We start from the raw sequence: 20386 nt of genomic DNA, 5'->3' as shown, positions 1-20386 counted from the left end.
CACCCGCGGAGGCGGCGCCAGCCGCCCTGATGGTGCCACAGCACCCACAGCATCCTCGAATGACAACATGCCACCGCCACCCCCGGTGCCTTCATCGGCAACGCTCTCCGCGTTGCTTCGCGGGTGCGCTCCGCTTACGCCGCGCTACGGTATGTCGCCAGCATCACCCCCAATACGTCACACGTCAAATCGCGGCACCCCCGTAGCGCGGCGTAACGACTGAGCGAGAGCAACGAGCGAAAGAGGCACCCGCGGAGGCGGCGCCAGCCGCCCTGATGGTGCCACAGCACCCACAGCATCCTCGAATGACAACATGCCACCGCCACCCCCGGTGCCCTCATCGGCAACCCTTTCCGCGTTGCTTCGCGGGTGCGCTCCGCTTACACCGCGCTACGGTATGTCGCCAACATCAATCCCAATACGTCACCACGTCAAATCGCGGCACCCCTGTAGCGCGGCGTAACGATTGAGCGAGAGCAACGAGCGAAAGAGGCACCCGCGGAGGCGGCGTCAGCCGCCCCGGTGGCGCCGGAGTCATTACCCCAACACGATATCTCTAAAAGCCACAGCCACCTTGGGCGTGGTGGCTAGTCTGGCCTCCATGCTTACGGTGCTTCGCTGCCCATCATGTCCAGAAGGCGGGCTTCGTTGGGCATGCCCTGGATGCGGTCGATGCGTAGCAGGCCTGTGTCGGTTTCGCGTTGGTAGGCGCTGGTGGGGGTGGCGTATAGGCCCAGTTCGTCGAAAAGCTGGTTATTGGCATAGACCTGCTCTTCGATATCGCGAGGTTGCGCACTGGCGCTCAGGGATTCGCCTTCGCTATGGCGGTGCAGGGCCTCGGCGGGGTCGTCGGCACCGAGGAGGGTGGCGGCGAGGGCGGGGCTGTTTGGCGCCAGAATGCCTACCATGATGTGGCGTAACTGAACTTCACCGGCTTCCACCCAAGGGCGAGCTTGTTGCCATAGCTGGCGGCAGTAAGGGCAGTTGGCGTCGGTGAAGGTGTAAATCACGCGGGGGGCGTCCGGGTTGCCGTCTTGAATCCAGTGGCTCTCTTCCAGCAGTTGCCAGGTTTCGGCTTCGAGCGGGACGCGCACATGTTCGTCCAGCTGCGCTTCGGTCAGGTCATTGCCCGCGCTGTCCATCAGTGTGCCGACAATGGCGTGTTCGCCGTCGGCGGTCAGGTAGATGGCCATATCCTGGCCTTGCACGCTGGCGCCGTAGCCGCGCATACCGCCGGGGGCCTCGAACTGCCCGTGAATGCTGATGCCCTGGTCGGCCAGGGCTTGCACCGGGGCGGGTAGAGCATCGGCCTGGCTGGTAATGGCAAAGCCGCTCAGCGCAGCCAGCATGGTCAGACGGCCCGTCTGAATGGGAAACATCCGTTGCATCACTTTATCCTCAAATAGGCCGCACTCGCGGCAGCGGGTAACTCATGATTACGCTGTAGAAGGCTTAACGAATACGTGATAGCCCATCGTTCAGGGTGGCTCGGGAAAGCTCGCCAAAGTGGGTGCTGACCAATTGGCCCTGGGCATCATAATAAAGCGTGGTGGGCATGGCGTGGGCACCTGTCACTTGACCCAGCGCATTGCGCGGGTCTTGCCAGACGTTGTCGAGCTGAAAGCCATGTTCTGCCATGAAGCGGTTGATCTGTGGAAGACTCTCCCCCTGATTGATGAACACGAACGTCACGTCCTGCTCCTGCTGCTGAGCCGCTTCGAAGACCGGCATTTCGCGAATGCAGGGCGGGCACCAGCTGGCCCACAGGTTCACTACCATGGGTTGGCCCTGTTGCTGAGCCAGCTCCGGGAGGCTGATGGGGGTGTCTTCCAGGGTGCTGAGCGGGGTGGTGGGCAGCGGCCGGGTCTGCTGTTCGATGAGCAGGGTGCTGCCCAGCGTGACGCCCCACACCAGACCGCCGGTGAGCATGGCCGCGCCCAGCGGCGCGCGTTGACGCGGCGAGCGCCACAGTGCCCAGACGCCATACCCTATCCCGGCCAATGCACCGGCCAGCAGATCAAAGCCACCGTCACGAATATCCAGCCGCGCGAGCAGGCCGTCGTATTCCCCCCAGTAACGCACGACGAATACCAGCCTGGCCGCCAGCAGGGCGACCATCAGCAGGGTAAACAGGGTATCGCTGACCGAAACCTGCTGGCGCCTGCCCAGCAGGGCGCCTACCAACAGGGCGAGTAAGAAGGCAAAACCGATGATCAACTGATGCAGGCTGAACCCCATGGGGCCAATGGCCAGGCTTTGTTGCAACATAAACGCTCACGTATCCACCGTCGAATTGGATGGACAGTGTCGCAGGAAAGGATTATTAAAGGATTATCTTGTTCTGTCCTGAGACGTTATGTCGCAAGGCGTCAGGCGTTAGCCACCAGCCAGAGCACGGCATAGGGAGGCAGGGATGCCGGCGGGTGAAGCGAAGACGAGGTATCCAGCGGCTGCCAGGCGTGCTGCTGCAGTCGCTGAGTCAATGCCTCGCCGCCCTGGTCGAGGGCTATGCGGCGGTCGGTGACGTTGAACAGGGCCAGCAAGCGTCGGCCATTGGCCAGCGGACCGCGCTCGATGGCCAGCAGCTCTGCTGGCGTGCTGATGACCTGCTGGGGCACGTTGGGGTGAAAGCAGGGCTCCTGACGGCGAAGGTCCAGCAGCCGACGCAGGGCATGGAAGACATCGTGGGTGGGGGTGGAGGGGCTTTCCAGCAGCAGCTCCAGTTCGTCCAGCGGCCAGCGACGCCGGTTGATGGAGCGCAGCCGACCGCTGCGCTCGACACCTTCGACATCGTTGAGCGTGCCGGTCAAGGTGTGCAGGTAAAGCGCAGGAATGCCTTGCAGGCTGAGCATGATGGCCTGACTGCACAGGAAGCGCGCAATTTGCCAAGGGTCGGGGCCGCGCCGGGTGCCGCGCATGGCCTCGAACCAGGTAATGTTGATTTCGTAGGGTGTGTCGCTGCCGTCCGGGTTGCTGCGCATGCTGACGAAGCCACCGAAGCGGTGCATCAGCTCCAGCAGGGCGTCCCGTTCGTGGTCCGGCAGCAGGCCCTCCAGCGGGCGTACCCCGATGCCGTCGTGGCTAGCGGTAAAGTTGAGGTAAGTGCAGTGTTCAGGCAGCACCGGCAGGCTGGCTAGCCAGCCTTGCAGGGTGCTGGCCTCCCCACGGGTGAGGGTGTGCAGCAGCAGCGGGGGCAGCGCGAACTGGTATACCATGTGCGCTTCGTCCGGCGGGCCTTCCGCCAGGCGTTCGAGGCCGAAATAGCTGATGTTTTCGGCGTGGGGCACGTTGGTTTCGGTGATGATCAAGGTGCCGGGGGCGATCTCATCGACGATGGCGCGTAGCAGGCGCACCACGGTATGGGTTTCGGGCAGGTGAATACAGGCCGTGCCCAGCCGCTTCCACAAGAATGCCACGGCATCGAGGCGGATGATCCTCACTCCCTGCTGCAGATAAAACAGCAGGATGCCGACGAATTCCAGCAGGACATCCGGGTTCTCGAAATTCAGGTCGATCTGGTCTTCCGAAAACGTGGCCCACAGGTGGCGTGTGCCCCGGCGGGTGGAGACAGGCACGAGCAGCGGGCTACTGCGTGGCCGCGTGACCTGAGAAACATCGGTGTCAGGGTCCACCTCGATAAAGTAGTCCCGCCCCGGCAGGCTGCCGGTCAGGTAATCCACGAACCACAGCGATTCACGGGAAACGTGGTTGAGCACCAGGTCGCCCATCACGTCATAGTGGCTGGCCAGGTCACGGATATGCGACCAGTCTCCCAGTTCGGGGTTGACCTCCCGGTAATGGATGACCGAAAAACCGTCGTCGCTGCTCCAGGGGAAGAAGGGCAGCACGTGCACCCCGCTGATCGTCTCGCCCAGGTGGCGCTGCAGAAAGTGGTTCAGTACGCCCAGTGGGGGCGTGCCGTCTGCCACGATGGAGTCACCATAGCTGATGACCCACTGATCCTTTTCGCTCCATGTTGGTGCAATGCCGCTCTGCTCAGCAGATAAAGGCGCCGCTGGAAGCAGCGGTCGGAAGTGTGCCAAATGCTGTTCGAGGCGCCGCTGTACTTCCCCTGCGCGCTCGCCGTACAGGTGGGTCAAGTAACGCTGTAGCCTGAGCTCAAATGCCGTCATGGGTGCCTCCTTTCAATCAACCTTCGACAAACGCTGCAGCTTGTGTGCCAAATCGTTACAATATAGGAGAATACTGTGCGAAATGACGTACAAGTCATGAGTACGCCTGCTTTTGCAGGCACGACAAGCGGTAGTGGGATGGTTTACCCAACGATCCTTGAAGAGTTCTTAAAATAGCTTACAAAACAAGAGATAGCAGGCGGCCCGTTGGCACGGCTGGTATCTACGGGGCTGACACGCTGAGCGCACTTGAGGGTGCGTGCCGACAATAGGTTGACTGCCATGCATTGTCCTTTTTGTGGTGCAAACGATACGCGAGTAACGGATTCACGCCTGGTGGCCGACGGTGACCAGGTGCGTCGCCGTCGCCAGTGTGCAAGCTGCCATGAGCGCTTCACGACCTATGAAACGGCGGAGCTGATCATGCCCAGGGTGGTGAAGTCGGATGGCTCGCGGGAGACCTTCAGCGAGGCTAAATTACGAGCTGGCATGCTGCGGGCGTTGGAAAAGCGCCCGGTCAGCGCGGAAGCCATCGAAGCCGCCGTGGAGCGTATCCGCCAATCCCTGCGCGCCCGCGGTGACCGCGAGGTGAATGCCCGTGACGTGGGCGAGGCCGTCATGCAGGCGCTACGCAGCCTGGATCAGGTGGCGTATATTCGCTTTGCGTCGGTGTATCGTAAGTTTCAGGATCTGGACGAGTTTCGGGCTGAAATCGACCGGCTGTCTCAGGAACCTGCTCAAGAGCCTGGCGATGACGCTGCCAGTGGGCCCGCGTCGAAAGAGGCTGAAGGATGAGCCTGTTCTCTGTTGCAGACCACCGTTTCATGGCCCGCGCCCTGAAACTGGCCCGCCAGGGCCTGTATACCACGGACCCCAATCCCCGCGTGGGGTGCGTCATCGTCCGCTACGATCGTTCGGCCGAAGGGCAGGTCGTGGGCGAAGGCTACCACTTACGCGCCGGTGAGCCGCATGCCGAAGTGCATGCGTTGGCAGCCGCAGGGGAACAGGCCCGTGGCGCCACGGCCTATGTGACGCTGGAGCCCTGTTCCCATACCGGGCGTACCGGCCCCTGTGCCGTGGCGCTGGCCAATGCCGGTGTAGGGCGCGTGGTAGTGGCCATGGGGGACCCCAATCCGCAAGTGAGTGGGCGGGGGATAGAGCATTTGAGAGCTGCCGGTATCGAGGTTCACGTGGGCCTGCTTGAGCAGGATGCACGGGCGCTCAATCCCGGGTTCGTGTTGCGCATGCAGTCACGGCGTCCGTTCGTGCGCTTGAAAATGGCGATGAGCCTGGATGGTCGAACGGCCATGGGCTCAGGGGAGTCGCAGTGGATCACTGGCCCGCAGGCGCGCACCCAAGTGCAGCGCCTGCGGGCACGCTCCAGCGCGATTCTCAGTGGCGTGGAGTCCATGATCATGGACGATGCGCGGCTGACGTTGCGGCCCGAACAGCTGGCGCTACCCCAGGCCGAAGAGATCGTACGGCGCCAGCCGCTGCGGATCATTCTGGATTCTCGGTTGCGGCTGCCGCTGGCGGCGGCCTGCCTGCGTGAGCCGGGGCGCACGCTGATCATCACCACCGACCAGCACAGCCCCGACAAGCGTCAGCGACTGGAGGCGGCTGGTGCCGAGATTCAGGTGTTGCCCAGCGACGCCGGCGGGCGCGTCGAGCTTGCTGACATGCTGCGCTGGTTAGCCGATAATGAGCAGGTAAACGAACTACTGGTAGAGACCGGTGCGACGCTGGCCGGGGCACTGCTGGACGCGCAGCTGGTCGATGAGTTGCAGCTGTTCGTCGCTCCTACACTACTCGGGGGCGATGCCCGGCCGCTGTTCGAGTTGCCGGGGATCACCCGAATGGCGGATCAAAAGCGCCTGGTGATCAAGGAGTTTCGCCAGGTAGGCCAGGACTGGCAGATTATCGCGACCCCCCGGGTCGACTAGCGCAAGCGGCCATAGCAAGGTACCCTGACGCCCGAAATCGCATCCCATGCGACCACTTTTTTTGGAGATTCCATGGCGCACTCCGCTTCTGAGGGCCTGTCCCCTATCGCCGAGCTGGTGGAAGACATTCGCCAGGGCAAAATGGTGATCCTCATGGACGATGAGGATCGCGAAAACGAAGGCGATATCATCATGGCGGCCGAACTGGTCAAGCCAGAGCATATCAACTTCATGGCGCGCTACGCCTGCGGTCTGATCTGCATGCCCATGACCCGAGAACGCTGCGAGCAGCTTAACCTGCCGCTCATGGTGCGCGACAACGGGTCCGGTTTTGGCACCAAGTTCACGCTGTCCATCGAGGCAACCGAAGGCGTGACCACCGGCATCTCTGCCGCTGACCGCGCACGCACGGTGCAGGCCGCCGCCGCACCCAATGCCAAGCCCACGGATATCGTGCAGCCCGGCCATATCTTCCCGCTGATGGCCGAGCCGGGTGGCGTACTGCGCCGGGCAGGCCACACCGAAGCGGCTTGCGACCTGGCGGCGCTGGCAGGGCTCGACCCCAGCGGCGTGATCTGTGAAATCATGAACGACGATGGCAGCATGGCGCGCCGCCCCGAGCTGGAAGCCTTCGCCAAGGCCCACGGTATCAAGATCGGCACCATTGCCGATTTGATCCACTACCGGATCGTCAACGAACAGACTGTCGACGCCATCGAGACCAGTCGTGTGTCCACGGTGCATGGCGAGCTGGCGCTGCATGTGTTCCGTGACCGTATCCAGGGGGCTCACCACCTGGCGCTGGTGAAAGGCCAGCCCACCGCCGAGCAGCCCACCACGGTTCGTGTACACTTGGCCGATACGCTGCGCGACGTGCTGGGGCTGATGAAAGGCGAGCAGTGCCGCTGGGATGCCCACCGTGCCCTGCGTGAAATCGCCGAAGCGCCCGCCGGTGTGTTCGTCCTGATCGATGACGGGCGCCCACATCAGGATCTGAAAGACCAGCTGGACATCTTCCTGGATCGGGTACGCCAGCCGCGTACCAACGATTCGGACGGTGCCGGCAACTATTTAACCATTGGTACGGGTTCGCAAATTCTGCGCCATCTGGGCGTCGGCAAGATGCGGCTACTCAGCTCCCCGTGGAAATTCTCGGCGCTTTCCGGGTTCGATCTTGAAGTGGTCGAGCGTCTGGGGCCCAATGACACGGCGTATGAGCCCACTACTCAGCAGGAATAAATCGATGCAATCCCTTTCGCAAGTTGAAGGCACTTTTGTCGACGTCGATGGCCGTTATGTCATCGTGGTGGGGCGATTCAACCATCACGTGGTCGATAGCCTGGTAGAAGGCGCGGTGGATAGCCTGACCCGCCACGGCGTCGATGCCGAGCAAATCCATATCGTTCACGTGCCGGGTGCCTGGGAACTGCCGTTGGCGGTCAAGCGTGTGCTCAGCGTCATGAAGCCGGATGCCGTCATCGCGCTGGGCGCGGTCATTCGTGGCGGCACGCCGCATTTCGAGTACGTGGCGGGCGGCTGCAACACGGCCATCAATCACCTGCAGCTGGAGTTCGACACGCCGGTCGCCAATGGCGTGCTGACCGTGGAATCCATTGAACAGGCCATCGAACGAGCGGGCACCAAAGCAGGCAATAAAGGCACCGAAGCCGCCATGGCCGCCATGGAAATGGTGTCGCTGCTGCGCGCGCTGCCCGCAGGAGATACCCAATGAGCGAGCGACGTGAGCGCAAGTCCTCTGCGGCACAGCAGGGACGCCACGCCGCAAGGGAGTTGGCGGTACAAGGGTTATATCAATGGCACATGACCGGCAAGTCGATCTCGACCATCGAAGCCGAGTTTCGTAGCCAGAAGGCGGACGACGACCTGGAAGACCACGAGAACTGGGTCAAGGTCATGGAAATCGCCGACAAAGCGCTGTTTCATGAGCTGCTGCACAACACGGTGCGCTTCAAAGCCGAGCTGGATCGTGACATTGCACCGCTGCTGGATCGTCGTCTGGAAGACCTGGACGCGGTAGAGCTGGCCATTCTGCGGCTGGGCGCTTACGAGCTCTCGCGCCGCATGGAAGTGCCTTACCGCGTGGTCATTAACGAAGGCGTTGAGCTGGCAAAATCGTTTGGCGCCACCGACGGCCATAAGTACGTGAATGGCATTCTCGACAAGCTGGCCAACCGCTTGCGAAGTGCCGAAGTCAGCGCCCGCCGCTTGTAAGCGGGCGACCTGATCAAGCGTTTAAGGGGCCTTTGTGCTTGCCGAATTTGATTTGATTCGACGTTTCTTCATGTCGCCGCAGGAGGCGAAAGCGACGGATGGCGTTGCCCTGGGATGCGGCGATGACGCCACCTTACTGCTGCCCCAAGCGGGGCAGCAGCTCGTGGTCAGTGTGGACACCTCCGTGGTGGACGTGCATTTTCCCCATGATGCGCCTGCTCATGCGGTCGGCCATCGCGCCTTGGCCGTGGCGCTCAGCGACCTGGCGGCCATGGGGGCACGCTCCCGCTGGTGCTTGATGGCGCTGACCCTCGACCAGCGTGCGTTCCCCGGCAGTGCGGCCGCCGAGGCGTGGCTATCGGGCTATGCCGATGGCTTTCATGACCTGTGCTGTCGGCACGAGACTACGCTGGCGGGGGGCGATGTCACTGCAGGAGCGCTAAGCATTGCCGTGACGGTGATGGGCGAAGTGCCCTCCGGTGAAGCATTGACCCGCTCCGGGGCTCGTGTCGGCGATGTGATTGCCGTCACGGGCGCGCTGGGCGGTGGTGCGGGCGGGCTAGCGCTGTGGCAACAGGGTGAAAGAGACATGCAGCACCCGTTGCTCCAGCGCTATCTGTTGCCCCAGCCGCGCCTGGCAGCAGGCATGGCCCTGCGTGGCCTGGCCAGCGCGGCGCTGGATATCTCCGATGGCCTGCTGGCGGATCTCACGCATCTTTGTGAAGCTTCCCAGGTGGGGGCTGCGCTGGAGGCAGAGCAACTACCGCTGGCGGAAGGGCTGGAAGCCTTTCTGGGCGCGCAAGCAGCCCAGCGCGCAGCGCTTTCCGGAGGCGACGACTACGAGCTGCTGGTCACGCTCCCCCCGTCGCACGTTTCCCAGGCCAGGCAACGGCTGGCAGAGCAGGGGATCGCGCTCAGTGTGATTGGCCAGTGCACCGATGCGCCTGGCATTACCGGCGTGGCGCCGGTGGCCGAGTCTGGCTGGCAGCACTTTCGTGGGGGTGTCCAATGAACCGCGCACCGGCTAGCGTCTGGCGACGCCCCACCCACTTCTTCGCCTTTGGCTTGGGGAGTGGCACGGTGCCCTGGGCGCCGGGCACCTTCGGTACGCTGGCGGCAATTCCCTTCTATTGGATGATGGCGGACCTGCCGCTGGTCTGGTATCTCAGTATCGTGTTCGTGGCCTTCATCGTCGGTGTCTGGCTATGCGATAAAACTTCCCATGATCTAGGGGTGCACGACCACTCCGGCATCGTGTGGGACGAGTTCGTCGGTTACTGGATCACCATGGCCGCGGTGCCCTTTTCCTGGGAAGCTGCCCTCTGGGGGTTCATCGTCTTTCGTATTTTCGATGTGTTCAAGCCCTGGCCCATCCGTTGGGCCGACCGCCGAGTGGCGGGGGGCTTTGGCATCATGATCGACGACGTCATGGCAGGCATCTACGCCTGGAGTACCATGCACTTATGGTTCTGGCTCCACTAGTCGACGCCCGATAGCAGGCGCTGCGCTTTGTCAGGAGGCCATACAAGGAGATAGCATGCGCAAGGAACGTTTAATCGTGCCTATCCTCTCGGTGATTGCCGTGATATGGATGGTCGCGCAACTGCTATCGAGCATCCTGTTCGAACGGAGCCTGCGTCAGGGGCTGGAAGACCTGGAAGCCCGAGGTGAATGGCGGGTAGAGCGCCTGGATAGCCGTCAGGGCTGGTTGACATCACGCGGGCAACTGGTGCTGTCGCCCTTATTGGGCCGCCCTTGGCAGTTGGAGCTGACCTACGACGCCCGCCATGGATTGCTGTCTACCGATGTGCAGGGCACTCTGCTACCCCGGCTGGACAATGTGCTGCAAAAGGCCGTGGGCGATGTGTCTGCCCCCTCCGTGCCGCGTTGGCAGGGTCGCTATCAGACGCTGAGTGGTCGCACCGAGCTGCGGCTGGCGCTGGCCCCCTTCGTGATTCAGCAGAATGGCCGTGAGTTGGAGGTGCGGGGGGCTCGCGTGCGCCTGGAGGGCATGTTTGGCGACTGGCGCTTGCGGGGGTTGTTCGATCAGTTGACGCTGACCGATGGCTTGTCCCAATTGACGCTGGGGCCCACCACCCTGGAAAGCCGCTACACCTACATCGACGATGCCTACCACTTCACCCAGCGTGACCACCTGCGCATCGACCGCCTGTCGATGCACTACCCCGCCTACGATATCCAGATCACCCCGCTGGATCTCTACAGCCAGATGACGCTGGATGAAACCGAGCTGAGCATTCAGGGAGAGCTGGTGCTGGGCGAGGTGCTGGTGCCTAGCGAAGCGCCGGAGACACCGCTGCTGAGCGGTCGTGTCGCGGCCGAACTGTCGCGGCTGAACGGTGATGCCATGCGTCAGGTGATTCGTCGGCTGCGCCAGGAAGCTGCCTGGGGGGATACCGCGCTGCCCATGGCCGAAGGCCTGCTGGCGCGGCTGGAACCTGATCTGCTGCAAGTATTGAGCGACTCTCCACGGCTCGATGTCACCACCATCGAACTCGATAGCCCGCTGCTCGGCCTGCAAGTTGCCGCAGACGGTGCGCTGTTTTTCGATGGCCGACAGTTGGATAGATTGCGCGTCGTGTCGCTGGACAAACCTGAAGAGCAGGCGCGCTGGCGGGCACGTATCGACGGCGACTTCATCTGGCATGACGCGCCCACCGTGGCAGCGCTATGGCTGGGGCTGCCCCTCGGCACCCGGGAGCTGCAGTTCGACGTGGTACGTGGCGTTTGGCGCGTCAATGGCCGCCCCATGCCGTCCCTGTGGCCCTGATGTTTAGCCAATAAGTACGCTGTTAAATGGCGTTCAGGGTTGAAGTTTTCGCTGGCTGCCCACATCCCATTAACCATACGAAGCGGCGACAGTGACGGGCAAGCCCCTTGCTGGTCATTGCTGCTGGTTACTGTTGATGGGGAGGGCGCATGAGCGACCAGGATTACGACCGCGATCACGAACACCTCGATTGGCTCGCTGCAGGCGAGCATTCGGACCGTCACCAAGAACACCACGCAGAACACCAGAACGAAAACGATCACCGCTCGGATGGTGAGCGCACCCATTCACTGGTGCCTGCCAGCGATATGCTGCCCGAGCGTATCTATCTGCTGCCAATTCACAACCGCCCGTTCTTTCCCGCCCAGGTACAGCCTCTGGTGATCAATCGTGAGCGCTGGGAAGAGACCATGCGCCGCGTTGGCAACACGCCACATCACACCATTGGGGTAGCGTTCGTCGGAGAACAAGGGGTGCACTCCCTGGATCATGACGGCTTCCCCGAGATCGGAACGGCCGTCAAGGTGCACAAGCTGAAAAACGAAGAGCAGCAGATTCAGTTCATTGCCCAGGGTTTGCAGCGTTTCAAGATTCAGCGCTGGCTCTCCAAGGAACCGCCCTATCTGGTGGAAGTGACCTACCCGAAAGAGCCGGTCAATGCCGAGGATGAGGAGACCCGGGCCTACGCCATGGCGATCATCAACGGCATCAAGGAGCTGCTGCCCATCAACCCGCTGTACGGGGAGGAGTTGAAGCACTACCTCAACCGGTTCAGCCCCCATCAGCCTGGGCCGCTCACCGATTTTGCCGCTGCCATCACCTCGGCGAAAGGCCCTGAACTGCAGGACGTGCTGGCCACGCTGCCCGTAGCGGAGCGTATGCACAAGGTGTTGCCGCTACTGCGCAAGGAGATCGACGTTGCCCAGCTGCAAAGCGAAATCAGTGAGCAGGTCAACGCGCAGATGCAGGAGCGCCAGCGTGAATTCTTCTTGCGTGAACAGTTGAAGGTGATACAGCGCGAGCTGGGTATTTCCAAGGGCGACCGCGAAAACGACGTGGATACGTTCAGGAATCGCCTGGCGTCACTGGTGGTGCCGGAGCGTGTTCAGGCCCGCATCGACGAAGAGCTCAACAAGCTCAGCGTGCTGGAGACCGGCTCGCCGGAGTATGGCACCACGCGCAACTATCTGGACTGGCTGACATCGCTGCCCTGGGGTGTCACCAGCCAGGACAAGCTGGACCTTGGCCATGCCCGCGCGGTGCTGGACCGAGACCACGATGGCCTGAAAGACGTCAAGGAGCGCATCATCGAGTTCCTGGCTGAAGGCACGTTCAAAGGCGATGTGGGGGGCTCCATCGTGCTGCTAGTGGGGCCGCCGGGGGTGGGCAAGACCTCCATCGGCCGCTCCATTGCCGAGGCGCTGGGGCGTGAGTTCTATCGTTTCTCGGTAGGCGGCATGCGCGACGAAGCCGAGATCAAGGGCCACCGACGCACCTACATCGGTGCCATGCCCGGCAAGCTGGTGCAGGCGTTCAAGGAAGTGGAAGTTGAAAACCCGGTCATCATGCTCGATGAGATCGACAAGCTGGGCCAATCCTTCCAGGGGGACCCGGCCTCGGCACTGCTCGAAGTGCTGGACCCCGAGCAGAACGTGGATTTCCTGGACCACTACCTGGACGTGCGCATGGACCTTTCCAAGGTGCTGTTCGTATGTACGGCCAATACTCTGGACAGCATCCCTGGCCCGCTGCTGGACCGCATGGAGCAGATCCGCCTGTCCGGCTATATCGCCGAAGAGAAGCTGGAGATCGCCAAACACCACCTGTGGCCCAAGCTGCTGAAGCGCGACAACCTGCCGAAAAAACGCATCAACCTGACCGATGCCGCCCTCAAGCAGGTCATCGATGGCTACGCCCGCGAGGCGGGGGTGCGCCAGTTGGAAAAACAGCTGCACCGCATCGTGCGCAAGGCGGCGGTCAAGTTGCTGGAAGAGCAGGTGGAAACGGTCAAGATTTCGGTCAATAACCTGGAAGAGTTCCTGGGCGCGCCGCTCTTCCGCAAGGAGAAAGTACTCAAGGGTGAAGGGGTCGTGACCGGCCTGGCCTGGACCTCCATGGGGGGCGCTACGCTGCCCATCGAGGCGGGCAAGATCCATTCTCTGGACCGCGGCTTCAAGCTCACCGGCAAGCTGGGTGAGGTCATGAAAGAGTCGGCCAATATCGCCTACAGCTACACTCTGGGGCATTTGGCCGAGTTCGGTGCCGATGCCGACTTCTTCGACTCCGCGTTCGTGCACCTGCACGTACCAGAAGGGGCAACACCCAAGGATGGCCCATCGGCGGGGGTCACCATGACCACGGCGCTGCTGTCGCTGGCCAAGCACCAGGCCATCAATCGCCCGCTGGCCATGACTGGGGAGCTAACCCTGACCGGGCAGGTTCTGCCAGTGGGCGGGATACGCGAAAAAGTCATTGCTGCCCGGCGCAGCGACATTTTCGAAGTGATCCTGCCGGAAGCCAACCGCCGTGATTACGATGAGCTGCCGGAGTACCTGAAAGAAGGCATGACCGTACACTTCGCCAGCCGCTACCGGGATGTGGCCAATGTAGTGTTCCGGTAACCTGGAATATGGCTATGTAATGACTTGGTGTGTCACGTGACGTCAAACCTTGCGATTAGCGCCGCTCTTTGAAGAGCGGCGTTTTTTATGTGGCTATTCAACGATTAATCACGATTGAGTAGGGTAGATAATGAAATCACTAAAAAAATATTGAATCACCCCTGGGGAGCAGCGATGCGTAACAACCAGCCTGTGACACAGCGCGAATACGTGCTGGATGAAGAAACCGTGCTGATTTCTCGTACGGACCTGAAAGGCAACGTGACCTACGCCAATGCGGCCTTTGTGGAGGTCAGTGGCTACAGCCGTGAGGAGTTGGTGGGCGCGCCCCACAACATGATCCGACACCCGGACATGCCCGAGGCCGCCTACGCCGACTTCTGGAAAACCATTCAGGCCGGCGGTACCTGGCAGGGCACGGTCAAGAACCGCCGCAAGAACGGCGACCACTACTGGGTCATTGCTACCGTGGCGCCGCTGCGCGACGGCGAGCGGATCGTGGGCTACACCTCGCTGCGCCGCAAGGCGTCTGCCAAGCGTATCGCCCGGGCCGAGCAGGTATATGCCGAGATTCGTGCCAAGGGCAAGTCACGCCGCTACCGCTTACACCAGGGGGCACTGATTCGGCGTGGCCTGGGTGGGCTCCTTGCTCGCTTTCAGTTCAGTAGTTTAAAAGCCAAGCTGACGGGGATGGTCATTACCGCGCTATTGTTGCTGGGCATGGCGGGTGGGCTTGGCGTCTATGGGCTGATGGTGTCGGGAGGGCGGTTGGATACGCTGAACCGCTCGGGACTCGAAGCGATTGCCAATCTGCAGCTGATGGAGCGCCAGGTGGGGCTCGCCGTCGAACAGCTGGAACCCGCAGTGCGCAACCCGCGCCGAGTAAGTCTGGAGGTACTCGACGCACGCCTTCAGGAAATCATGCAGTCGGTTCAGGACCTTTGGGAGGATTACTCGACCGATAGCGCAGCGGCTGCCGAGGTGTTGGAAGCCGCCGAGCAATCTCTCGACGTCTGGGCCTCTGGCGTGACCAGCGCCATGACAGCCGTTAGCCAGGCCAATGGCTTCGCGGCGTTCGAGGCCTTCAATGAAGCCGTGCAGCCCGCCACTGAGCAGTTGCGACAGTTGAGCGATCAGCTCGTCGATGCCGAACGGGAAGGCGCCCATGCGCTGGTGGCTCAGGCGCATCAGGGGCGCCAGCAGATGCTGGTGGCGCAACTGGTGCTGATGGCCGTAGGACTACTGGTGATGATCGGCTTGAGCGTGATGATCCTGCGCTCGGTGATGCGCAGCCTGGCGGGCGCGCGCTATATGACCTTCCAGATTGCCGCAGGTAACCTGGCCGCCCGCGAACGCCGACAAAGCAACGATGAGCTGGGAGAGCTGCTATATTCGCTGGACACCATGCGTTTCAGCCTTTCCAGTATCGTCAGCGAGGTCGAAAACCGAGTGGCGGTGGTGACGCCCGCGATTCAGCAAATCGCTGCTGAAAACGAAGAACTGGCGTCACGCACTGAACAACAGGCCTCCTCGCTGCAGCAAACGGCCTCCAGCATGGAAGAGATGACCTCTACCGTGCAGCAGAATACCGACAACGCGCGCCAGGCCACCGAACTGGCTCAGCAAAACGCCAGCAGCACTCAGGAAACCCGCCAGCAAATGGAGCAGCTGGTAGAGCGTATGCAGCGTATTGCCCAGCGCGCCGAGAAGATGACCGAAATGATCGGCGTGATTGATGGCATTGCCTTCCAGACCAATATTCTGGCGCTGAACGCCTCCGTCGAGGCCGCCCGGGCCGGAGAGCATGGTCGCGGCTTTGCCGTGGTGGCCAGTGAAGTGCGCACCCTGGCCAGCCGCAGTGCTGATGCTGCCCAGGAAATCCGCAAGATGATCGACAGCACCACTCAGGAAGTCAGCGGTGGGCGCAATGCCGTGGAGCAAGCCGAAAGCGCCATCGAGAACGTCGTCCGCCAGGTCAACCAGGTGAGCGAGCTGATGGCCTCGATCAGCACCGCTTCCAGCGAGCAGAGCAGTGGAATCGGCCAGATCAATTCGGCGATTGCGGAGATGGACAACGTCACACAGCAAAACGCTACCAAGGTGCAGTCCATTGCTGCCTCCGCAGACAACCTGACCCTGGAAGCGTTCGAGCTGGCCAACGTGGTCGATGCGTTCCGCCTGGAAGGTGCCCAGGAAGAGAGTATTGCGGCAGCGCGGGAAAAACTGGCACGTGTGAAGAAAGCCGTTCCTCAGCAGCCTGATGCGTCGGCACGCCATGCGCTGCCCCACCAGGACGAGCCTTGGGAAACCTTCTGACGGAGTGCTGTGCTCAGCATCAATGAAAACCCACGATGTGTTTTGCCTATGCCACCCCCGGGTGGCATATTTTTTGCCTGTTTTTCATAACGACGGCTGCATATCAATGCGCGTCACCAGGTCGGCTTGGTAAAAGGAAGCGCTGGGTCATCAGGCGAAACATGCCTTTCAAAAAAATACAGGGGACTTCATGAGCACATCTAGCCAGGCAACCCTTGAGCTGACAGACGATCAGGTGCTGATTTCACGCTCCGACCGCCAGGGTAATATCACCTACGTCAATCAGACGTTCATTGAAGTAAGCGGCTATTCACAGGCTGAGCTACTGGGCGAACCCCATCGTATTTTCCGTGATCCCGAGATGCCTGCCCAGGTCTTCAAGAACATGTGGGCCACCATCGAGCAAGGCAACACCTGGCAGGGGGTGGTCAAGAACCGCTGTAAGAACGGCGATACTTATTGGGTGCATACCACCGTGGCGCCACTGCTGGACGGTGAGCGGGTGGCGGGTTACACCGCCATTCGCCGCCGGGCATCGCACAAGGCCGTCACACGTGCTGCCAAAGGTTATAGCGCCATGCAGCAGGGGCGTGCCAGAGGGTTTATGCTCCATCGTGGTGCATTACGTCGCACCGGGGTGCGTGGTTGGGTGCAACGCTTCAGTTTCAGTAGCATGCAGGCCAAATTGATGGGCATGGTCGTCGCTGCGATTCTACTGCTGACGGTGGCAGGGGCCGCCGGTGTCTATGGCTTGACCAGTTCTGCCGAGCGGCTACGCACCCTCAACCAGACCGGCCTGGAAGGCATCGCCGACTTGCAACAGATCGAGCAGCGTAGCGCCCAGTTACTGCAGGTGTTGGAGCCTGCCGTGCGTAACCCTCGCCGCGTGGACCTCACTCAGCTCGATGAGCAGCTGGCATCCCTTCAGGAGCAAATCGAGCAAACCTGGCAAGGCTTTACCGAACAGCGTCAGCAGGCCAGCGGTGTGCAGCAAGGGTTGACCGCCCATTTGGCGACGTTTCTTGGTGGCTCGACCACCGCCATGACGGCGATTCGCGAGGGCAATGGCTTTGCGGCCTTCGAAGCCTTTAACGATGTCGTCAGGCCCACTTCCGAGAGTATCAGTGCCACCATCAATCTGCTGGTCGATAACGAGCGCGCGGCAGCTCACAGCCTGATGGCCGATGCCGAGCGGCAGCAGCAATGGCTGCTATGGGGGCAAGTGGGCGTGCTGCTGTTCGGTATTGCGCTCATGGTCGGGCTCAGCGTGGCGGTGTTGAAATCACTGCTGAAGTCGCTCAGCGAGGCGCGGCGTGTCACCTTTCAAATCGCTGCGGGCAACCTGGCCAACCGTGTCACCTTGAAGCGGGACGACGAACTGGGCGAACTGCTGGCCTCGCTGGAAACCATGCGGGCCAGCCTCTCAGGGCTGATTACCGAAGTGGGCAACAAGGTCGAAGTGGTCACGCCTGCGTCCGAGCAGATCAAGCAGGAAAACGAAGACCTCGCCTCACGTACCGAGCAGCAGGCTTCGTCGCTGCAGCAGACGGCGTCCAGCATGGATCAGATCACCGCCACGGTGCAGCAGAATACCGAAAATGCCCGCCAGGCCAACCAACTGGCCATGCAGAATGCTGCCACCAGCCGTGAAACCGGCGAGCACATGCAGGCGCTGGTGAAACGCATGGAGCGCATTGCGGCCAGCGCCGACAAGATGAACGACATCATCAGCGTCATCGATAGTATTGCCTTCCAGACCAATATTCTGGCGCTGAATGCCTCGGTGGAGGCCGCCCGTGCCGGAGAGCAGGGGCGTGGTTTTGCCGTCGTGGCCAACGAGGTGCGCAATCTGGCGGGCCGCAGCGCCGACGCAGCAGGCGAAATTCGCCGCTTGATCGACACCTCTACCCAGGAAATCGCGGGTGGGACCAGTGCGGTAAAGCAGGCCGAGCAGGCCATCGAACAGGTGGTCAGTCAGGTCATGCGCGTCAGCGATATCATGGAAGAGATCAGCACCGCGTCCGACGAGCAGAGCAGCGGTATTGCCCAGATCAACATGGCCGTCTCCGAGATGGATCACGTGACCCAGCAAAATGCCACCAAGGTGCAGTCCATTTCCAGCGCTGCTCAGCGGTTGACCAATGAAGCCTTGGACCTTGCCAACGTGATCGCGGCTTTCCGCCTGGAAGGGGCCGAGGAGGAGAGTAGCGAAATGGCGCGGATTCGTGTGGCGCGTGCTGGGCAGTCGGCCAGCTTGCCGTCACCCTCGGCCACTCCGTCAGCGCCGCTCAAGCGTCCGGTGGCGAAGGCCCGTGCCGAGGAGGAGTGGGCAACCTTTTAAAGCGTGTCCGGTATTGGTTGTTCTCTACGTCTAGTCTAAGCGGGTCGCTCATGCCACAATCGAAAGCCGCTGGACTTACCCGCCTGCTGCCTCGCATGTGGCAGGCCATGATAAAGATGTAGAGGACACCATGCCCCAGTACCGCTCCCGTACCACTACCGCTGGCCGCAACATGGCAGGCGCTCGTGCCCTTTGGCGTGCCACCGGCATGAAGGATGACGACTTTCACAAACCGATCATCGCGGTAGCCAACTCGTTCACCCAGTTCGTGCCGGGCCATGTGCACCTCAAGGACATGGGCCAGCTGGTCGCCCGCGAAATCGAAAAAGCGGGCGGCGTCGCCAAAGAGTTCAATACCATCGCCGTAGATGACGGTATCGCCATGGGCCACGACGGCATGCTCTACTCGCTGCCTAGCCGCGATATCATTGCCGACAGCGTCGAGTATATGTGCAACGCCCACTGTGCCGATGCGCTGGTGTGCATTTCCAACTGCGACAAGATCACCCCCGGAATGCTGATGGCCGCCATGCGGCTCAATATTCCCGTCATTTTCGTCTCCGGCGGCCCCATGGAAGCTGGCAAGACCAAGCTGCTGAATCACGGCCTGGATCTGGTCGATGCCATGGTCATGGCCGCAGACGACAGCGTCGACGACGAGACCCTGGCAGAAGTCGAGCGCAGTGCATGCCCCACCTGTGGCAGCTGCTCGGGCATGTTCACCGCCAACTCCATGAACTGTTTGATGGAGGCGCTGGGCCTGGCACTTCCCGGTAACGGCACCGTGCTGGCCACCCACGCCGATCGCCGTCGCCTGTTCGAAACGGCGGGCCATCGTATCGTCGAGCTGGCCAAGCGCTACTACGAAGGCGAAGAGGCACACCTGCTGCCCCGCGCTATTGGCAACAAGGCCGCCTTCAAGAATGCCATGACTCTGGATATCGCCATGGGCGGTTCCACCAATACCATCCTGCACCTGCTGGCGGCGGCTCAAGAGGCAGAAGTCGACTTCACCATGGCGGATATCGACCGCCTTTCTCGTGAAGTGCCCCAGCTGTGCAAAGTGGCGCCCAATACTCAGAAATACCATATCGAAGACGTGCACCGCGCGGGTGGCATCATGGCCATTCTGGGCGAGCTGGACCGGGCGGGAGTATTGGATACCTCGGTGCCCACTGTATACGGTGACAGCCTGAAAGCCGCGCTGGACGAGTGGGATATCATGCGCTCGCCCAGTTCAGAAGTGGTCGAGTTCTTCAAGGCCGGCCCGGGGGGCATTCCGACCCAAACCGCGTTCTCCCAGAGCGCCCGTTGGCCAAGCCTGGACGGCGACCGTGCCACCGGCTGTATCCGCGACCTGGAGCACGCCTTCTCCCGTGAGGGTGGCCTTGCCGTGCTCTACGGCAACATCGCCCTGGATGGCTGTGTGGTCAAGACCGCCGGTGTAGACGACTCCATCCTGGTATTCGAGGGCAAGGCTCACGTGGTGGAGTCCCAGGATCAGGCAGTGGCCAACGTGCTGGATGGCAAAGTCAAAGAGGGCGACGTGGTGGTCATCCGCTACGAAGGCCCCAAAGGTGGCCCCGGTATGCAAGAGATGCTGTACCCTACCTCCTACCTGAAATCCAAAGGGTTGGGCAAGGCGTGCGCGCTGCTGACCGACGGCCGTTTCTCCGGGGGTACCTCGGGTCTGTCGATTGGTCACGTATCACCTGAGGCCGCCGCCGGGGGCGCCATCGGGCTGGTCGAGCAGGGCGATACCATTCTGATCGACATCCCCAACCGCACCATCAACGTACAGCTGAGCGATGCCGAGCTGGCCAAACGTCGCGAGGCCATGGAGTCGCGTGGCAAGGACGCCTGGAAGCCCGTCGAGCAGCGCCCACGCAAGGTGACGCCTGCCCTCAAGGCCTATGCCCTGCTGGCCACCTCCGCCGACAAGGGCGCAGTACGCGACCTCTCCAAACTGGATTGATCGGCGTATCTCACAGCCCGCGCAAGCGGGCTGT

15 protein-coding genes are annotated in these 20386 nt (G+C 61.8%); 12 read left to right on the top strand and 3 right to left on the bottom strand.

Annotated elements, in window-relative coordinates; translation table 11 throughout:
• Window positions 1-605 precede the first annotated feature (605 nt).
• The 3 genes from dsbG to CWI66_RS12250 all read right to left on the bottom strand — a co-directional run bounded on the left by dsbG (window position 606) and on the right by CWI66_RS12250 (window position 4133).
• Complete coding sequence (dsbG, locus tag CWI66_RS12260) at window positions 606-1388, bottom strand: thiol:disulfide interchange protein DsbG (protein WP_100731833.1); 783 nt, start codon at window positions 1386-1388, stop codon at window positions 606-608.
• Between the two features lie 64 nt (window positions 1389-1452).
• The gene (locus CWI66_RS12255) at window positions 1453-2268 is read right to left on the bottom strand and encodes a TlpA family protein disulfide reductase (RefSeq protein WP_100731832.1); all 816 of its coding nucleotides are present in this window, start codon (window positions 2266-2268) and stop codon (window positions 1453-1455) included.
• 101 nt (window positions 2269-2369) lie between these two features.
• Window positions 2370-4133, bottom strand: coding sequence for a sugar phosphorylase (locus tag CWI66_RS12250; protein WP_100731831.1), 1764 nt, complete (start codon window positions 4131-4133; stop codon window positions 2370-2372).
• Between the two features lie 282 nt (window positions 4134-4415).
• On the opposite strand from CWI66_RS12250, the gene nrdR reads away from it, so the two are divergent.
• The 12 genes from nrdR to ilvD all read left to right on the top strand — a co-directional run bounded on the left by nrdR (window position 4416) and on the right by ilvD (window position 20352).
• Complete coding sequence (gene nrdR, locus CWI66_RS12245) at window positions 4416-4928, top strand: transcriptional regulator NrdR (protein ID WP_040460675.1); 513 nt, start codon at window positions 4416-4418, stop codon at window positions 4926-4928.
• Window positions 4925-6076, top strand: a complete 1152-nt coding sequence (ribD, locus tag CWI66_RS12240; RefSeq protein ID WP_100731830.1) for a bifunctional diaminohydroxyphosphoribosylaminopyrimidine deaminase/5-amino-6-(5-phosphoribosylamino)uracil reductase RibD — start codon at window positions 4925-4927, stop codon at window positions 6074-6076. Before nrdR ends, ribD begins: the two co-directional genes overlap by 4 nt.
• A 72-nt stretch (window positions 6077-6148) precedes the next feature.
• Window positions 6149-7315 carry a bifunctional 3,4-dihydroxy-2-butanone-4-phosphate synthase/GTP cyclohydrolase II gene (ribBA, locus tag CWI66_RS12235; RefSeq protein WP_016913293.1) on the top strand — a complete coding sequence of 389 codons (1167 nt, stop codon included), beginning with the start codon at window positions 6149-6151 and terminating at the stop codon, window positions 7313-7315.
• A gap of 4 nt (window positions 7316-7319) precedes the next feature.
• A complete protein-coding gene (gene ribH / locus CWI66_RS12230; RefSeq protein ID WP_016913294.1) occupies window positions 7320-7808 on the top strand; it encodes a 6,7-dimethyl-8-ribityllumazine synthase in 489 nt (162 codons plus the stop codon).
• On the top strand, window positions 7805-8308 hold the full coding sequence (gene nusB, locus CWI66_RS12225; protein ID WP_016913295.1) for a transcription antitermination factor NusB: 504 nt from the start codon (window positions 7805-7807) through the stop codon (window positions 8306-8308). Before ribH ends, nusB begins: the two co-directional genes overlap by 4 nt.
• 34 nt (window positions 8309-8342) lie before the next feature.
• The gene (gene thiL, locus CWI66_RS12220) at window positions 8343-9320 is read left to right on the top strand and encodes a thiamine-phosphate kinase (RefSeq protein ID WP_100731829.1); all 978 of its coding nucleotides are present in this window, start codon (window positions 8343-8345) and stop codon (window positions 9318-9320) included.
• Complete coding sequence (locus tag CWI66_RS12215; protein ID WP_100731828.1) at window positions 9317-9790, top strand: phosphatidylglycerophosphatase A family protein; 474 nt, start codon at window positions 9317-9319, stop codon at window positions 9788-9790. The genes thiL and CWI66_RS12215 overlap by 4 nt, the downstream gene beginning before the upstream one ends.
• A 55-nt stretch (window positions 9791-9845) precedes the next feature.
• A complete protein-coding gene (locus tag CWI66_RS12210; RefSeq protein ID WP_100731827.1) occupies window positions 9846-11099 on the top strand; it encodes a DUF945 family protein in 1254 nt (417 codons plus the stop codon).
• Window positions 11100-11248: 149 nt separating this feature from the next.
• Window positions 11249-13720, top strand: coding sequence for an endopeptidase La (gene lon / locus CWI66_RS12205; protein WP_100731826.1), 2472 nt, complete (start codon window positions 11249-11251; stop codon window positions 13718-13720).
• Window positions 13721-13894: 174 nt separating this feature from the next.
• Window positions 13895-16036 carry a methyl-accepting chemotaxis protein gene (locus CWI66_RS12200; protein ID WP_100731825.1) on the top strand — a complete coding sequence of 714 codons (2142 nt, stop codon included), beginning with the start codon at window positions 13895-13897 and terminating at the stop codon, window positions 16034-16036.
• Between the two features lie 190 nt (window positions 16037-16226).
• On the top strand, window positions 16227-18377 hold the full coding sequence (locus tag CWI66_RS12195; protein WP_100731824.1) for a methyl-accepting chemotaxis protein: 2151 nt from the start codon (window positions 16227-16229) through the stop codon (window positions 18375-18377).
• Window positions 18378-18507: 130 nt separating this feature from the next.
• Window positions 18508-20352 (top strand): dihydroxy-acid dehydratase, encoded by a 1845-nt coding sequence (gene ilvD / locus CWI66_RS12190; protein ID WP_100731823.1) that lies wholly within the window; start codon window positions 18508-18510, stop codon window positions 20350-20352.
• Window positions 20353-20386 lie beyond the last annotated feature (34 nt).

Source organism: Halomonas sp. 141 (assembly GCF_002810305.1).
Classification (GTDB): Bacteria; Pseudomonadota; Gammaproteobacteria; order Pseudomonadales; family Halomonadaceae; genus Vreelandella; species Vreelandella stevensii.
This window is presented reverse-complemented; position numbering and strand designations above follow the sequence as displayed.

Bases quoted from the DNA above. Each gene is read 5' to 3' on its own strand.
- dsbG (WP_100731833.1), bottom strand. From the start codon at position 1,388: ATGCAACGGATGTTTCCCATTCAGACGGGCCGTCTGACCATGCTGGCT.
- CWI66_RS12255 (WP_100731832.1), bottom strand. From the start codon at position 2,268: ATGTTGCAACAAAGCCTGGCCATTGGCCCCATGGGGTTCAGCCTGCAT.
- CWI66_RS12250 (WP_100731831.1), bottom strand. From the start codon at position 4,133: ATGACGGCATTTGAGCTCAGGCTACAGCGTTACTTGACCCACCTGTAC.
- nrdR (WP_040460675.1), top strand. From the start codon at position 4,416: ATGCATTGTCCTTTTTGTGGTGCAAACGATACGCGAGTAACGGATTCA.
- ribD (WP_100731830.1), top strand. From the start codon at position 4,925: ATGAGCCTGTTCTCTGTTGCAGACCACCGTTTCATGGCCCGCGCCCTG.
- ribBA (WP_016913293.1), top strand. From the start codon at position 6,149: ATGGCGCACTCCGCTTCTGAGGGCCTGTCCCCTATCGCCGAGCTGGTG.
- ribH (WP_016913294.1), top strand. From the start codon at position 7,320: ATGCAATCCCTTTCGCAAGTTGAAGGCACTTTTGTCGACGTCGATGGC.
- nusB (WP_016913295.1), top strand. From the start codon at position 7,805: ATGAGCGAGCGACGTGAGCGCAAGTCCTCTGCGGCACAGCAGGGACGC.
- CWI66_RS12215 (WP_100731828.1), top strand. From the start codon at position 9,317: ATGAACCGCGCACCGGCTAGCGTCTGGCGACGCCCCACCCACTTCTTC.
- CWI66_RS12210 (WP_100731827.1), top strand. From the start codon at position 9,846: ATGCGCAAGGAACGTTTAATCGTGCCTATCCTCTCGGTGATTGCCGTG.
- lon (WP_100731826.1), top strand. From the start codon at position 11,249: ATGAGCGACCAGGATTACGACCGCGATCACGAACACCTCGATTGGCTC.
- CWI66_RS12200 (WP_100731825.1), top strand. From the start codon at position 13,895: ATGCGTAACAACCAGCCTGTGACACAGCGCGAATACGTGCTGGATGAA.
- CWI66_RS12195 (WP_100731824.1), top strand. From the start codon at position 16,227: ATGAGCACATCTAGCCAGGCAACCCTTGAGCTGACAGACGATCAGGTG.
- ilvD (WP_100731823.1), top strand. From the start codon at position 18,508: ATGCCCCAGTACCGCTCCCGTACCACTACCGCTGGCCGCAACATGGCA.